At 48.4% G+C, this 14,991-nt stretch carries 14 protein-coding genes and 1 pseudogene; 5 read left to right on the top strand and 10 right to left on the bottom strand.

Translation table 11 applies throughout. From position 1 onward, the window contains the following. Window positions 1-1,269: 1,269 nt before the first annotated feature. Window positions 1,270-1,833, bottom strand: coding sequence for an NAD(P)H-dependent oxidoreductase (locus tag J5224_RS15720; protein ID WP_264626264.1), 564 nt, complete (start codon window positions 1,831-1,833; stop codon window positions 1,270-1,272). 114 nt (window positions 1,834-1,947) lie between these two features. Between J5224_RS15720 and J5224_RS15715 the strand changes: the two genes are divergently transcribed. Further along, window positions 1,948-2,307: a winged helix-turn-helix transcriptional regulator gene (locus J5224_RS15715; protein ID WP_264626263.1), complete on the top strand. Its 360-nt coding sequence runs from the start codon at window positions 1,948-1,950 to the stop codon at window positions 2,305-2,307. 216 nt (window positions 2,308-2,523) lie between these two features. Here J5224_RS15715 and J5224_RS15710 read toward each other — a convergent pair whose 3' ends face one another. From J5224_RS15710 to J5224_RS15680, 7 genes are all read right to left on the bottom strand, one after another. Then, window positions 2,524-2,742, bottom strand: a complete 219-nt coding sequence (locus J5224_RS15710) for an acyl carrier protein (protein WP_008454337.1) — start codon at window positions 2,740-2,742, stop codon at window positions 2,524-2,526. Window positions 2,743-2,760: 18 nt separating this feature from the next. Next, the gene (locus J5224_RS15705) at window positions 2,761-4,200 is read right to left on the bottom strand and encodes an AMP-binding protein (protein ID WP_264626262.1); all 1,440 of its coding nucleotides are present in this window, start codon (window positions 4,198-4,200) and stop codon (window positions 2,761-2,763) included. Then, the gene (locus J5224_RS15700; protein WP_264626267.1) at window positions 4,197-5,315 is read right to left on the bottom strand and encodes a membrane-bound O-acyltransferase; all 1,119 of its coding nucleotides are present in this window, start codon (window positions 5,313-5,315) and stop codon (window positions 4,197-4,199) included. Before J5224_RS15700 ends, J5224_RS15705 begins: the two co-directional genes overlap by 4 nt. A 126-nt stretch (window positions 5,316-5,441) precedes the next feature. Next, window positions 5,442-6,581, bottom strand: coding sequence for a D-alanyl-lipoteichoic acid biosynthesis protein DltD (locus J5224_RS15695; protein WP_264626261.1), 1,140 nt, complete (start codon window positions 6,579-6,581; stop codon window positions 5,442-5,444). A 291-nt stretch (window positions 6,582-6,872) separates the two neighbouring features. Continuing rightward, window positions 6,873-7,583, bottom strand: coding sequence for an SAM-dependent methyltransferase (locus tag J5224_RS15690; protein ID WP_264626260.1), 711 nt, complete (start codon window positions 7,581-7,583; stop codon window positions 6,873-6,875). 10 nt (window positions 7,584-7,593) lie between these two features. Next, on the bottom strand, window positions 7,594-7,851 hold the full coding sequence (locus J5224_RS15685) for a YjhX family toxin (protein WP_264626259.1): 258 nt from the start codon (window positions 7,849-7,851) through the stop codon (window positions 7,594-7,596). A 253-nt stretch (window positions 7,852-8,104) separates the two neighbouring features. Then, window positions 8,105-8,998 carry a LysR family transcriptional regulator gene (locus tag J5224_RS15680; RefSeq protein WP_264626258.1) on the bottom strand — a complete coding sequence of 298 codons (894 nt, stop codon included), beginning with the start codon at window positions 8,996-8,998 and terminating at the stop codon, window positions 8,105-8,107. Between the two features lie 102 nt (window positions 8,999-9,100). Here J5224_RS15680 and J5224_RS15675 point away from each other — a divergent pair, with 102 nt between their 5' ends. Both J5224_RS15675 and J5224_RS15670 read left to right on the top strand, forming a co-directional pair. Further along, entirely contained in the window at window positions 9,101-9,700 is a 600-nt protein-coding gene (locus J5224_RS15675; RefSeq protein WP_264626257.1) for an NAD(P)H oxidoreductase, read from the top strand. An 86-nt stretch (window positions 9,701-9,786) separates the two neighbouring features. Continuing rightward, window positions 9,787-10,275 (top strand): NUDIX hydrolase, encoded by a 489-nt coding sequence (locus tag J5224_RS15670; RefSeq protein ID WP_264626256.1) that lies wholly within the window; start codon window positions 9,787-9,789, stop codon window positions 10,273-10,275. A gap of 27 nt (window positions 10,276-10,302) precedes the next feature. Here the strand turns inward: J5224_RS15670 and J5224_RS15665 are convergent, their stop codons facing one another. Beyond that, a complete protein-coding gene (locus J5224_RS15665; protein WP_264626255.1) occupies window positions 10,303-13,041 on the bottom strand; it encodes a LuxR C-terminal-related transcriptional regulator in 2,739 nt (912 codons plus the stop codon). 203 nt (window positions 13,042-13,244) lie between these two features. Here J5224_RS15665 and J5224_RS15660 point away from each other — a divergent pair. Further along, window positions 13,245-13,616: pseudogene (locus J5224_RS15660) on the top strand (SDR family NAD(P)-dependent oxidoreductase); the annotation flags it as partial. Between the two features lie 198 nt (window positions 13,617-13,814). Here the strand turns inward: J5224_RS15660 and J5224_RS15655 are convergent. Next, a complete protein-coding gene (locus J5224_RS15655) occupies window positions 13,815-14,597 on the bottom strand; it encodes an XRE family transcriptional regulator (protein ID WP_264626253.1) in 783 nt (260 codons plus the stop codon). 127 nt (window positions 14,598-14,724) lie between these two features. Here J5224_RS15655 and J5224_RS15650 point away from each other — a divergent pair, with 127 nt between their 5' ends. Then, window positions 14,725-14,988, top strand: a complete 264-nt coding sequence (locus J5224_RS15650) for a helix-turn-helix domain-containing protein (protein WP_264626252.1) — start codon at window positions 14,725-14,727, stop codon at window positions 14,986-14,988. Window positions 14,989-14,991: the final 3 nt, after the last annotated feature.

Here is a 14,991-nt window from a genome sequence, read left to right as displayed (position 1 = left end):
GCTGAATTGGCCGATGCAGGGGTAAAACGAATTAGTGTTGGTGCATCAATGGCGCGGTTTGCCTATGGCATGTTTGTACACGCGGCTCAAGAAGTCATGTCAAAAGGCACATTCAGTTATTCCAAAGACGCTATTGGATTTTCGGAACTGGCATCATATTTCGAGAGAAAATAATCCGGGCGTCTTGCCCTCAAAGGCACTATCACGCTGTAGTTGCTGCGCTGTCGTATGATGTGCACTTGGGTGCCACGCAGAGCCTTTCGTATTGGTCTGTTTTTTGTGCGTATCGTCAACATGCCGTTGGCGCGTGCCATGTTTAGAACATATCGAACATAAAATAGAGATGTTGTTTCTCTTTCGCTATAAACAGCGAAAAATAGCAATCATTTGCTCGTGTTTTAACCAGAAGGTAACGGCGATAATAATCATAACCCTATGTTTTTATAGTGGTTGTGATTAAAAATAAGATGCCGTAGTCATGTCGTTAATAACAGTGTTGACACTGCTGAAAAAGCATGTAAATTGTATTTTAACAGCAGAGGAAATTACGTTGCTGTTTATTTGAAAAGTGTTTTATGCTCTTTAATAATTATGCGACAAAGGCCATGAAGTGTATTTCTATCGGGTTTCCAAATCAAGAGTACGTACTCTGGTTTGGTCATGAATTCAGGCCATGTAGTCAGTCTCTACAGTCGCAGGGTGTAAATGAAAGCGCGATGATGTAAGGCCATGTTTTTGTTGTTTTAAGTTGCGAGTGTGTCTGATCGGTTCTAGGTGTTGAATATCGCAACGGCAGTAAGGCTACGCATCAAATACTTTATATCGCGATGGGAGATGTACTTATTTAGCCTGCCATAGCTTCGTCTGTGGGTGGAGCAGGCAGAACGTTCAACCGATAACTATATGGGAGGGATTTGTTATCTTTTCAGTACCCAATATTATCGCCTTAACGTGTACATCAAGGTTGTACAAATAGCAGTACCAAGTGTTTAAGTGTCTTAATGTTAAATCTTAAGTTAATCGTAACCTAAAAGCCCTGGCGAATGTCGCTAGGGCTTTTTTATTTATACAAAGCCCGGTAAAGGGGAATCACAAGCTGAGCTTCACCCGCTAACGCCCCATACCATTAATCCGGTTTCACGCCCGTCAAGGCGTTATAAAACTCTTTTTTCCGTGTTGTTGCAAAACTGACAGCGAAGCGTAGTAACTCACGTTACTTCAGGAGGATACATGATATACCATGTCATTTTTTTATGCTGTGGTTTGTTATTAATTCCCTTCAGTATTATTTTTTTTCCAAATTTTAATGATGTATTCAAGTTGTGAGCTATGCTTTTTTGCTTTATCGATAATTTCTGTTTCGTTATACCCTAGTGCCGTTGATATGCCATATAAAATAACCGGGTTAAGGTAATGCATTTGCGTATATTCAACGGATTTTTTTATCGGCGTCAACAAACTTTCAATTAATGCAGTATTTTCATCTTGTTTGAAATTTTGCTCAGGTTGGCCTACGGTAAGGCTTGGCAATAGACTCTTACCTTTAAGTTTATCCCCTTTTGAGCCATAGGCGAATTGATAAGTAAAAACCTGATCGAACCAACTTTTTAAAATGGCTGGTGTATTATACCAATACATAGGGTACTGTAAAATGATCAAGTCATGACGCAGCAAAGCGGCTTGCTCTTCTTGTATATTAATCTTGTGATCGGGATTTAATTGGAAAATATCCCGCACTTCTAAATCTGGAAATTTATGCTGTAGTTCTCTTGTGATGGTTTTGTTGGCTATCGAATGCTCTATGTCTGGATGAGCCAATATGACTAATGCCATGAGATTCCCTTAATGGTTATGAGTAACTATCAAAATGATAGCTTGCGTGGTAAGTTTACTGAGTACTCGCATATTGACAATAACTATCAGGAACGATAGTAGGGTGATACGGCAATGAGAATCACGAAGAATGCAGCTTGTCAGGTCTTATTGAACGGCAAGGTATATCCTTGTCCGGTTAGTATGGTGATGGATTTGATTGGGGGAAAATGGAAAGGCGTTATTCTTTATTATTTAAAGGACAGAAGTAAAAGGTTCAGCGAACTCCGCAAGAATATCCCTCATATCACTGAAATGACATTAAGCTTACAGTTAAAAAAGCTTGAAAAAGATGGCCTTGTGGTAAGACAAGTTTTTGGTGAGAAACCACCACTCAAAGTTGTTTATGAACTCTCTGAATTTGGGCAGTCATTTAAACCTGTGCTTGAGGCCATTTCTCTGTGGTCGGACAATGAAATCACAGTCGTTGATTGAGTTATCGCGCCAAAAATTGCGCTGTATGCTCTGCATTTTTGGAATAAAGACCTAATTTCCGGCTAAAAGTAACGGAATCAGGGGGAAACGGTGGCACTCTCTTGCACGCTCTCATCTCACGCCTCCCGAACAGGCAGTGTTCAGTACAATAGCATGGATGAGATAGGTGCTCAATTGCTCACTATTTCGCCATTGCATGTTGCAAGAGCGACTCGCTTAGCGATTCTCTTCAATGTAACGCGCCAAATCCGCCGGGGTTTTCAGCACGGTTGCGACTTCAGTGGGGGGAATCATGCAGCCGTATACGTCCTGCACTTCCAGCACCAGATCTACCGCCAGGATCGAGTCAAGGATATCAGACTCAATCAGCTCATCGTTAAAGCCCACTTTGCGGGATAAAACCTTTTCAAACAGCGCGAGAATTTCTTGTTCCATCATTTTTTCCTGGTGTAATTAGTTGGTGCGGGCGTGAGAGTCCAGCAACTTACGATCAATTTTGCCGTTAGGGTTAAGCGGCAATGCATCTTTAATTATAATCTGTGAAGGCACCATGTAGTGGGGAATTACCTTCGACAGCGAGGTTTTAATCGCTTCCGGGGCTAAGTGCGTCACGCAGAATGCGGCAATACGCAAAACGCCACCGCCTGATTTCATCAGCGGCAGAACCACCGCTTCGCTGATATCGGACATCGCCAGCAGGCGATTTTCGATTTCATTGATTTCAATGCGATAGCCATTGAGTTTGATCTGGCTGTCATTGCGGCCTTGGCAGTAAAGCAATCCATCAACGTTTTCGTAGCCCAAATCGCCGGTTCGGTAGCCGCGGAACATTTCGCTTTCCCGATGCAGCAATTTCTCGGCATTCTCTTTCGCAAGCCCCAGGTAGCCACGCATCACGTTTTTGCCCCAAATAATCAGCTCACCGTCAGAGGTAATCTCCATTCTGGAATCCGGCATCATCACACCAATCGGCAGCAGATCGTTTTCGTTGTGCAGGATGTCATCGGTAATTTCGATAACCGTGGTCGCGATGGTGGCTTCCGTTGGGCCGTAAGAATTGAGTATGTTGGCGTGCGGGAAGCGGCGACGCAGCTGTTTTACCAGCGCTTTGTTTAACACTTCGCCGATAAACACAAACACGCTCAACTCGGGTAAATAGTCACTGCTAAACTGCGGTGAAAGCAGCCGTTGATAAGCAAAAGAGGGCGTGGAAACCCACACGGAAACGCCGTTGCTTTTCAGGCGATCCAGCCAGTTTTCCGCGGCGATATCCTCTTTCGCATTCAGTACGATATGCCCGCCGGTGGCCAGATTTGCCAGCAATGGAATCAGCGAGAGATCGAAGCTGAACACCGCATGGTTCATCAGCACTGGCACTTCCGGCAGCGCAAAATCCTGACGCACCCACTTCATGAAATGCCACAGGCTTTCACGTCCGATTTGCACCCCTTTGGGTTTTCCGGTACTGCCCGAGGTGAACATGATATAGGCGAGATCCTGCTCAACAAGCGCTTGCTCGGCTACGCCTGTGGCAACGAATTGCCGGGTCGCTACGTCATAATAGTAAGGGGCGCTTGCCAGTTGGCAAATCTCTTTGAGCCGTTCCTGCGGGTAGATGCAGTCCACCGGGATATACGGAATGTTGTGCAGCAGGCAACTGTATATAGCAACGGCAAACTCTGCCTGTTGATGCCCGTAGATCACGATCGGCGGGCCTGCGGACTGTTGGCAGTGGTGATAGCGTTTCGCCCAGTCAGTGACAGCAACGGAAAGCTGTTGCCAAGTCAGGGCTTCATCACTGCCGCTAATTGCCGGTCGCTGTGGGTTCGCGGGGTCGAGTAATGCCGCACGCAAAAAATCTTGCAGTTCTAGAAGCTCGCTGTGTTGGTTCATAGAGGTGACATTCCGCTAAAAATATAGAGGGAGGCCGCGGCGCTTGCTAGCGTCAAAATTCGACCCGTAAACTCACTAACCGGATGGTCTAACCCATTGCTCAGCACCGGGCTGCGTTTCGCCAACCATTGCAGCATATTGTGAGCAACAGAAATGGCGCCAAACAATGCGCCGCTGATGACATAGTGTCGTTCCAGCCCGTTCCACGCCCCCATACAAAACAGGGTGCAGAAAATACCAATATTCTGCGCCAGCGTCTTGTTCTGACGGAAAAAGTCGAGCTTCATCAGATTCATATAAATTGGCATAAAGACCACATCCCTCAGCCATTCAGACAGGCTAATGTGGAAGCGTCGCCAAAAATCCTGCGGGTTTTTTGCCAGAAACGGCATATTGAAGTTTGCCGGGATGTTCAGGCCAAATAAGCGTCCGGCACCGATAGCCATGTTACTGTAGCCAGCAAAGTCAAAGTAGAGGTAGGCACTGTAGGCCAGAGACATGACCACGCCTACGCTTAACGTAAACGGCTGATGGCTCCACGGCTGAACCACCAAAGTATCAATCAGCGTGGCTAATAGATATTTCTGGATAATACCGGTAAAAATTTGCTCCATGGACAGTAAAAACTGTTCACGGGTAAGCGCGAACACCGGTTTATTGATGTCAGTAATCCATGTGCGCCAGCGATACATCGGGCCCGCCAGGATAATAAACGGCATAAACAGGTAGCAGAAATAATGCAGGAAACCTTGGCCGTCTTTTTTGCTGCGATAAAGCAGCACGTCGACGGCACGGAAGGTCATGAATGACAGGCCAATCATGTTCCAGTGGTTGTTGAGATCTAATTTCACCAGGAACATCGGGAGTAATGTCAAACTGACGGCCTGCCAGGTTTTTAACCAGCCTTTTTCTTTTAAGGTGACAAGGAGATAAAACCCAAGAAAAACCGCCACGGGAATAAGATAATCCCCCTGGAAAATATACGCCCAGCCAAATGCCGCCAGCACGGAAAACGCGGACAAATAGGTCAACCGATAATGCAATACGCGGTTAACCAGCGCAAACAGGAGCGCTGATGAAAACAGAAGGAAAAAGAACGTTCCGGAGCTGTACATCATTTACCCTTCAGAATTTTTGGTATTCGAAATGCACTTTCAAATCCATGCTGTCATCAACAGAGGTCCACGCAACAATGGTGACCGCCAGAAAGAAATAAAGGAAAAAAAGGCGAATGGCAGTTTTCATCGTTTAAAACTCTCAGCAATAAAGCGGTCTATGGCAACCCACGCCAGTTCGGTAGGGTGTAAACGATCCCAGTTCCAGCCGTTCTGATAAGGCTGGGCATACATATCAAAGTAGGGAACATGATGTTGCTCCAGCATGGTTCGGATCTGCTGATCGACGACCTGGAATTTCTCTGAATTTTTAATCGCCCACGGATTAATCGGATCAACCACTACCACAAATTGGGCGTTGCGCGCTTTCAGCAGTTTGACCGTCGCCCGCAGCGCTTCCAACTGTGAGGGGATCGCTGGCGCGTTGTCCCACTCATCCGGCGTGTTATCGTCGGCAAAAATCGACTTATCCATCCACATCGTGTCAGCGCTTTGCTGGCGCGATTTGTTGAGTTCGCGCGCGTGGGCCAACGCCATATCCCAATCCGGGTTGACGATATTGACGGGTTGTTCCGGCCAGGGTTTTGCCGGTTGCGGGGTAATGTTCAGCATTGCCAGCCACTCGTTTTTTACCATTTCGCAAAAATTAGCAAACAGATAACTCACTTCTTGCCAGATAATGTCCGGGTACCAGCCATAGATTTCCATTTGGCTGAAGGTTAAGTGGCTGATGTCTTCTTGATCAATATTGCGTAAGTATTTGACCAGCAAGGGGCGCGCCAACATATCTTTCATCAGGGGATTAAACACCGATGAGGGGAAATTGTTGGCAAAAATGGCAGGAGGAATACCCTCAGAATAAAAGGTATCCGGTGCTAACATCAGAACAATCTTGCTGTTTGCGTTAATGTCATTTTTAAAACGCGAGAGCAGTAAAAAATGCGTGATGCTATCGACGTAACTATCACCGTAAGCCACTAAAGGGCGATGCAACTGGTTATTGAAGTAATTATAAACCGCGTAATGCTCATCTTCGGAAGTAGAAACCTCAGACGCGCCGATAAAGAAAATCGCATTTCCCTGTAAAGCATGGGAAATAGTTGCCATGTTTTGCTTGCGTTCCTTTGGCGTTCCTTCCATTGATTTAATCAGTGGCTGGAATGTCAGCTCCGGATCGGCAGTTCTCACCAGCGGGGGAACGCTGAGGAACAGGATAGCCAGGAGCGCCATCAGGATATGTAGGCAAAAAGTATTTTTGATTTTCATTATATAATTTATAATTACATGATATTCATTTGTGTAAAGTTTGTTGCTTTATATCTTTGCAGGGCATCGGTTCCTGCGTTTTTTGCATTATATACCAGGCTTATCGGCGATGATGAGCGTTGCTGTGTAACGGTATGTACAGTGTTTATCCTGCTCACATAATTTGATTAAACGGCACAAGTTATGGGCCTTCACCGCTGTTGTTTGTTGGACAATATGCCGTGTGCTGTTGCGTTGTTGTGATGTTTGCACGCCATTCTCAGGTATTCCCCCTCCGAAGAGGGGGTTGTTTTATTTACAGATAACGCCCGTCATTTTCGTGAAGTTAAACCAGTGGCCCGCTTCGGCTGCCATCATATCGCGATCGCGTATGGCATAGGGGTGTGAACAAGCCAGCCATGCTTGCCAGGCTTGCTCGCAACGGGTGTTTTCGGTGCACTCCGCTATCTGCAAATAGGCGCTTTGCTGCCAGAGTTGCCGCCACCAATCGACGGTGAAGAAGTTCATACCGGGCTGCCAAAAGGGGGCCAGTTCAGGAGGAACACCGCGATCGAAAGGTTTTTTTAACCCTGGAATAACGATAGCGACGCGGCCACCGGGTTTGATCCACGGTGCAAGGTGGCTGTCGAAAAAGGCTGAGCTGGCACCAAAGTAGTGATAGGCATCAATATTAATCAGCGCGTCGAAGTGGTTTTCAGGAAACGGCTTTACAGCGGGAAGGTCGGTAACATCCATATGCAATGGCGTTATCAGGTGGGATAGTCCGTGTTCACTGAAACGGCGTGCGTTATCTTCAGCCGCAATCCATAAATCCATTGCGACCACTTCAACACCATATTGGCGTGCCAGATAAAGCGATGTCAGGCCGGTGCCGCAGGCTAAATCGAGCACTCGCATTCCGGGTTTTAAGGCCAGAGCGCCGCTGACCTCTTCTGCCAGCAGCAAGGCGCTTGGCCCCATCAAATTGGCATTGATAAACTCAGGTGAAAACATCGGGTTCATGATCCTCTCCTTAGCGGTTGTCAGATTGGGCGCGGACGTTTCTCAGCCCAGTGGTATTAATGCGATAGGGTTGACCCTTAACAGACTTGATCAGCTTTTTGGTTTTGAGTTTTTTGAAGACGGCAAGCGTGCAGTCACTCAGCAGTAAGCCTTCGCGGCTGTAGCATTCGACGGCGGTGATGCGACCGGACGTGTCGCGAACGTGTGCAATGCGTCCTCCTTTGGCGAGAACGTGCAGCGTCCGCTGTTCCTGACGGGATAAATTCATACTGGAAACCTGTTAATCATCATGTGCAAAACGTGCAAACACCTTGCAGTGTCCGCATTCGATTTCAGCGCATTGATAACCAGCCCGGCCTGAATAGGGTCGGCAAACTGATTATCGGATGATTACATTCTCCAGCATCAAAACCTCGGTGAGTGTTGATAAGACATGACGGGGAAAAGGATAACACGCACCCTTTGTAAGGGAATCAGTAAACCTGAAAAGTGTGATTTGGAAAGGGAATATCGACATTTTTTTATTCATCCCGGTGTGCTTTTACGTAGTCCAGAAAAGCCCGCAGTGGGCCCGGCATGTATTGTCGATTAGGGTAGTAAAGTTGCAGACTGGGGAATTCGGGTAGCCATTTATCCAGCACCGACACCAGCATGCCATTTGCCAGATGTGTTTTCACCTGATCGTAATAGAGATAACCCAATCCTGCGCCGCACAATACCGCTTCGAGCGTTGAGTCCATATCATCCAGTATGATGCTACCGACAGGCGCAATCTCCAGCTTTCCTTCCGGCCCTTCAAATTCCCAGTTATAGATACGACCGCTTTGTAAACGAAAAATAATACTGTGGTGATTCACCAGATTGTGTGGATGTGCCGGGGCAGGATGGCGCTCAAAGTAGTCGGGTGTGGCGACCACAACCCGTTTGATCTTTGGACCAATCGGGACGGTGATCATGTCTTTTTCAACGGTAGTATCCAGACGGATCCCGGCATCAAACGATTGCTGAACGATATCGACGAGTTTGTCGTCCGTGGTGATCTCTACCTTGATATCGGGATACTGGCGGCTAAACCCGGCGATCATCGGGATCAGCACCAGGCGTGAGGCTAACCGTGAGGTGTTGATTCTCAGCGTGCCCATCGGCGTGTCGCGAAAGCAATTCATCTCATCGAGCAGGGTATCGAACTCGTCAAATACCGGACGCAGACGCTCAAACAGATTCGCCCCAGCCTCCGTTAACGCCACACTGCGCGTTGTGCGGTTAAACAGCCGAACTTTTAACCGCTGTTCCAGTTGCTTAACGGCATGACTGATGGCTGAAGGGGAAAGCCCTAACTCGTTGCCCGCCTCTCGGAAGCTTTTGTGGCGCGCGACGCTAATGAACGCCGTAAAATCGGAAAAATTAAGTTGCATTAGTGAAAATCCTTCATTAACCCATCTCAAATACTATGTTTTACAGAATTATCCCCTCTCCGTAAAGTAGTGGCTACTCCTTCGTGAAATAGGGTTAACAGCATGAAAAAAAACAATATGTATATTATCTGGTCCCATCCACGCCGTGATTCTTTAACCGCCCAAGTGGTACAGGAAATACAGGAGGAAGCGGTGGGTCAGGGGTTTAACGTTTCCACGCTTGATCTCTACCGCAGCGGTTTTGATCCGGTGCTCAGGGAGGACGATGAGCCAGACTGGAACAATCCGCAGAAAACCTATTCGCCAGAAGTGCATCGCCTGTTTGGTGAACTGGAAGATAAAGACACGTTGGTATTGGTGTTTCCGGTGTGGTGGTATGGCTTTCCCGCCATGCTTAAAGGGTATCTGGAACGCGTGTGGAATTACGGTTTGGCCTACGGAGAAGACAATGCACTGAAGCACAAGAAAATCCGCTGGCTGGCGCTGGTGGGCGGTTCTCAAGCCGGGTTTATCAAATTTGGTTGGGAAAAGAACATGACCGATTACATCAAAGGCGGTATGGGGTATTTGGGCGTTGAGGACGTAGAAATCGACTTTCTCTACAACACTATCGGTGTCGAAGAGGGGATTGACGATCGTGAAGGCCATTATCAGCAACTCTTTGCTCAGGCGCGCGGCATCGTTAATTCTGTGGTTGAGTAATCATGCTCAGGCACGAAAGTGCCTGACGTGCTGACAAAGGTTCTGGCAATCACCTAAAATGACGAAGATTCTATTAAGGGAAGAGTATGAATATTCGTCATTCCGCACGCGCGTTACTGATTAATAATGATAATAACGTCTTACTGTTTAAGTTCAGATTCAAAAATATCGAAGACAATATCGATGCCAGCATCAACGAATTTTGGATCACGCCCGGCGGTGGATTGGAAGGGAGTGAAACGTTTGAGCAGGCGCTTAGCAGAGAGTTGATGGAAGAAACGGGCTTAATCATAAAAGAGAAACCGGAATGGGTGTGGTCAAGAGAGGTGATTTTTGAGCGCAACGGCAGTCCATTTATCAGTCATGAGCGCTATTACCTGGTGTATGTCAGCTGTTGCGATAGTGGAGAGCCGAACCTGAGTGATAATGAAAAAAGCAATCTGCTGCAAAAACGCTGGTGGAGCATCGACGAGATGTTGGCCTCTGAGGAAGCGTTTCGCCCAGCGTGTTTAGCTCAGGAGCTAAACCACATTCTGTTGAACAGTGTACCGTCGTCACCCAAGATTATCCCTTAAGGTCGGGTGGGAGCCTTATCCACACTTTCACATCAACCATTGCCATTTTCGTGCCTGATTCACCGCCTGAATGCGGCCATTTACCTGAAGTTTTTCATAGAGCTGTTTCAGGTGCCATTTTACGGTTTCCGCCGAAATGCCCAGTGCGCGGGCAATCTCCTTGTTTGAGAAACCATCCGCGATCAGTTGTAACGTCTGGTGCTCCCGCTCGGTTAATCGTGATGCCTCTGGCAAGGTGTTTTCTGGCTGAGACGGGACAAGTGTGGTCAATAATGCGGCTATTGCATGGTTGAACATTGCATCTGACTTCTGCTGTTGGTGCACATGGCGCAACAGCGACAGCAGTTCCGGCCCTGCATCCAGCAGGCTGCGATGCAGATGTTGTTTTACCGCGCGCAACATCGCCGGTCTGCACATTGCTATTGCTTGTTCTGTTTCTCCGGTGCGCCATAACACCACCGACAACAGCAGCCTTGAACGCGTTGCGGCAAGCCATTCGCCGCAGTGCTCTTGCTCAAGCATGACGGCGTGAAGTATCTCTGCTGCCACCATCAGTTCTCCAGTGGCAATCAGTAATCGAGCCCGACTCTGTTCGCGATACCAACGCAGGGCATCATTTTTTTCTGCGGCCATTTCATCGGTCAGTCGCTGTAACTGATTAAGCAACTTCGCTGCCTCTGCGTTATCCCCTGTCTGGAGTCGAAAGGTGATGCGCTGTGCCAACAGGGAAACCCGTGCGTGCCGCCATCCTCGCTGGAGCGTCAGGTTTTCAGCGTGCAACAACAGTGCATTAGCCTCTTCCGCCCGACCGGTTAATTGAGCCTGTTGTGCCAGCACAATGTAGCAGCGGCTGAAGCCATCGGGAGGACAGACGTCGTCAATCATTTGCAGGCGCGGCGTCAACAGGGCATTGATGCGTGCTTCATCCCCTTGTTCCCAGGCAATCTCTGCCAGAAGCGGAGCCAGTGTGGCGCTGCTGCTGGAGTGGGGGCCGGTTAACGGTTCCGCGCGTTGCAATGCCTGTGCAGCGTGGCGCTCCGCTTCCCCCAGGTTACCCTGCCTCAGGTACCCTTGCGCGATGACATACGCGCGATACACCTCAACGAAAAGATTGCGGTTCGCCGTTTTGGTGTTGGGTATCAGGGCTTGTACATCCAGCGCGTGTTGCGGGCGCGCGTTTGCCAGGTGGCAATAGCTCAGAATATTGCACACCAGACCATCCACCCAGATATCCCCGCAGGGAACCTCGCGCAGCAGGGGTTCAACCAGCGTCATGCTGTAGGCAATGTTTTCCGCGAAGGCTTCGCAGATGGCTCGCACCACGCGTAATCTTACCCAAGTGTTGTGGTCCAAGGCATCTGGATGAGTAGCCACAAACGTTTCGATGGCATCAAGCTGTTGGCGGGCATCGTTAAACTGAAAATGGTGCGATAAGGCCCATGCAAGATTGATTTGCAACGCGATACGTGACGGTTCGACATTGGCCGGTAAGTAGCGAATCCAGCGCACCAGCGTATCAATGTCCCCTTCCTCAGCCAGCGATTGTGCGCCGGCTTCAGCATGCTGAGTGCCCGGTTTCCCCGCCGCCAGCGCGTGGCGTATCGCTTCCGCCCAGAGGTGTTGAGCCGCGAACCAGTTACCGGCTCGTTCATGTAACCTGTGGATATCATTACCCATGCGATGTTGCAGGCGGCTTTGTAGCGCATCGCGCATCAGCGGATGATAACGAAACCAGAATCCGGCTTCATCCAGGGTGGAAAGAAACAGGTTATGTTGCGCTATCCAGGCCAGCATCGCCTCACCGTTACGGTATCCGGTGACGGCATCGCACAGATCGGGGTGGAGACGGTTAAGCATCGAGGTTTGCACGAGGAAATCCAGCACATCAGGAGGGAGGGGGGCAAAAATCACTTCCTCCATATACCGGCTCATTGACCGTGAATTGGCATTCAGGTATCTCACCCCGCAATGAGGAGAAGTGGCGTCACCCAGAGACAATGCCGCCATCTTCATGCCCGCAATCCAGCCTTCGGTCAGGGCGATTGCCTGCTGTATCTCTGGTTGTTTTAGCAACGTAGTGGCTGATTGCGCAAAGTAGCGGTTGGCTTCATCGAGGCTGAAACGCAGTTCATCGTGGTAAATTTCAACCAGTTGGTCTTGCACCTGAAGTCGTCCCAGTGCCACTGGTAGTTGGCTGCGGCTGCCAATGATCACGTGAAGGGACGCTGGCGTATGGTTAAGAAGATAACTCAGCCCATCGTGAATATCCGGGTGACTGATGCTCTGGTAATCGTCAAGGATGAGGTAGAGCGGATGTGGGCAACCGTGTAATTGATTGACCAACTCTGCGACAAACAGCGAAAAATCGACGGGAACATCGCCCTGGAAATAGCGTTGAAACGCCGCGCTCCAGCCCTGATACAGCGGCCGCAGCGCTTCCAACAGATAGCGGGTAAACATCAGCGGGGTATTGTCATCGTCTTCAAGGCTGAGCCACGCCAGCGCATCCCCCTGCTGCTGCCGATGTTGATACCACTGGGTTAACAGCGTTGTTTTGCCAAAGCCCGCTGCCGCACACACCAACGTCAGGCTGCTGGAAGTTGCACCATCAAGGCGTTGCAGCAGACGATCGCGCTGTAATAAAGCGCCTGGCGATCGCGGAGGTGTGAACTTGGTGAGAATGAGCGGCAGCTTGCGTGTGAAGCGAAAAGGTACTTGGTTAACCAAGGTTGCAGAGGATGTCTGCATCGGGGGCAAAAACGCCATACTGCCGCTACCTCATTATATCGTCAGTGACCGGAGTGTACCGAAGGACAACCCGTAGAACCACGTTTACCGATTGATAATCGTGGCACGCTTCCCTTTTCTCTCTTATTGCCCCCCCAACAGGGGGGGTAGGCCATGCTTATGCATGCCTATAAAGTAAATCATCATGTGCATTGTTAATCACGATGAGGTGAATACAGAGTATGGCTATCGAAAATAAAGTCGCGTTAGTAACCGGTGCTGGGCAGGGTATCGGACGAGGTATTGCCCTGCGTCTGGCGAAAGATGGCGCATCTGTGATGCTGGTGGATGTCAGTGCTACCGGTATTGAGGCCGTAGCCGCAGAGGTGGCGGCATTAGGGCGTAAGGCGGCGACCTTTGTCGCTGATATTTCCGATCGCGATCAGGTATATGCGGCTATCGATCAGGCTGAGCGTCAACTGGGTGGCTTCGATATTATCGTCAACAATGCAGGCATTGCTCAGGTGCAGCCATTGTCCGATGTGACGCCGGAAGAGGTCGATCGCATTATGCGCATTAACGTTCAGGGCACGCTGTGGGGGATTCAAGCCGCATGTGGGGGAGTGATCGTTTTTACATAGATAAGGGGGAGAGTTTCAGATAGCGCGACGCCTTTAATGGCGCGGCTTTGATGGAGTTTTAGGAATTTTGCATAGCTCAACGAAAAATGAGCAAAAGTCGACTTTTTTGTGTTTAAAACTGCATAACTTTGAGCGCCGATTGATCCTGTTTAATCGGCATTTAAACCACTTTTAAATTGTCCGACCAAACCACACAACTCGACCAATGGTCGCGAAATCTGCGGGTTGGTTGTTCATGTCCACCGTAAAAGGTTCATATGCGGAGTTTGTACTTGATACTTTTAACAATCCGCCAGGAATGCGCTGAACCAATTTAACCAATAGATGCCCATCAACGCGCAAAACGTAGATGCCCTCTTTTGGATCGGTGTCTGCACCGTTTACTAAGATGCTATCGCCATCATTAAGAGTCCCTTCCATAGACGACCCATCGACTGTTATAACAAACAAATGATGAGGATCGGCATTGAGGTGGTTTTTTATCCAGTACCGCCGAAAGGCCATTGGAAACCTGGGAGCTTCCGATTCATTGATGGCACCATAACCAGCAGCAGCCCTTACATCGTACCTAGGGATAAATACAAACTCCTCTAAATCAACGGTATTTCCTAAAACATCCTGAATTGGGAGCGTTGCTGACAGCGTAGCTTGTTCTATTTTATTACCTGTAATTAAACAGTGTACGCTTGTTGAGAGGGCTTCTGCCAGTCTCATAACATTGCTTGCAGATGGTTCCCTTTCTCCATTTTCCCACGCTTGCATCGTGGATAGAGCCACGCCCACCTCTTCAGCTAAAGATGCTCTTGAAATCTTTAACTCATTTCTGCGATCTCGAATCCGAGTACCAATTTCCATTACTAACTCATTTTCAGGTTTATTTGCCATAACGTGAAAATCTCGCGTTGAATTTTTCTTGTTTTTCACCTTGATATAAGTCGATGAAAACAATGCCAATTAACTCATTTATGAGTTGAATTACGACAATGAAAACCCGAAAACAGAAATAAGAACTCATTTTCAGGTTTACACAACTCGTTTTTGATCATATTGTACTTATGAAATCAGTCTTAGAGGTCAATTCATGAGTACATTAGACGGTGCAAAAAAAAGCCAGAATGATTCTGACTGGCACAGAGCCGATATTGTGGCGGCTTTACATAAACAGGGTTGGTCACTGCGCAGGTTATCACTGCATCACGGCTATAAAAGCGCAGGGGCCTTAAAAAATGCACTTGATCGTCCCTGGCCAAAAGCTGAACGGATCATCGCCGATGCAATTGGAATTGCCCCCGAACAGATATGGCCTACTCGTTATCATAAACCATTTTCAGGTCAGTGGAACTAGCGA

The organism is Candidatus Symbiopectobacterium sp. NZEC135, assembly GCF_025962695.1.
The sequence above is the reverse complement of the archived record's forward strand: the minus strand, read 5'-3'. Positions and strand labels throughout refer to the sequence as shown.

Excerpts from the sequence above, each read along its gene's own strand:
- J5224_RS15710 (WP_008454337.1), bottom strand. The coding sequence starts at position 2,742 with ATGGAACAAGAAATTCTCGCGCTGTTTGAAAAGGTTTTATCCCGCAAA.
- J5224_RS15665 (WP_264626255.1), bottom strand. The coding sequence starts at position 13,041 with ATGGCGTTTTTGCCCCCGATGCAGACATCCTCTGCAACCTTGGTTAAC.
- J5224_RS15650 (WP_264626252.1), top strand. The coding sequence starts at position 14,725 with ATGAGTACATTAGACGGTGCAAAAAAAAGCCAGAATGATTCTGACTGG.
- J5224_RS15720 (WP_264626264.1), bottom strand. The coding sequence starts at position 1,833 with ATGGCATTAGTCATATTGGCTCATCCAGACATAGAGCATTCGATAGCC.
- J5224_RS15690 (WP_264626260.1), bottom strand. The coding sequence starts at position 7,583 with ATGAACCCGATGTTTTCACCTGAGTTTATCAATGCCAATTTGATGGGG.
- J5224_RS15685 (WP_264626259.1), bottom strand. The coding sequence starts at position 7,851 with ATGAATTTATCCCGTCAGGAACAGCGGACGCTGCACGTTCTCGCCAAA.
- J5224_RS15680 (WP_264626258.1), bottom strand. The coding sequence starts at position 8,998 with ATGCAACTTAATTTTTCCGATTTTACGGCGTTCATTAGCGTCGCGCGC.
- J5224_RS15705 (WP_264626262.1), bottom strand. The coding sequence starts at position 4,200 with ATGAACCAACACAGCGAGCTTCTAGAACTGCAAGATTTTTTGCGTGCG.
- J5224_RS15700 (WP_264626267.1), bottom strand. The coding sequence starts at position 5,315 with ATGTACAGCTCCGGAACGTTCTTTTTCCTTCTGTTTTCATCAGCGCTC.
- J5224_RS15670 (WP_264626256.1), top strand. The coding sequence starts at position 9,787 with ATGAATATTCGTCATTCCGCACGCGCGTTACTGATTAATAATGATAAT.
- J5224_RS15695 (WP_264626261.1), bottom strand. The coding sequence starts at position 6,581 with ATGAAAATCAAAAATACTTTTTGCCTACATATCCTGATGGCGCTCCTG.
- J5224_RS15715 (WP_264626263.1), top strand. The coding sequence starts at position 1,948 with ATGAGAATCACGAAGAATGCAGCTTGTCAGGTCTTATTGAACGGCAAG.
- J5224_RS15675 (WP_264626257.1), top strand. The coding sequence starts at position 9,101 with ATGAAAAAAAACAATATGTATATTATCTGGTCCCATCCACGCCGTGAT.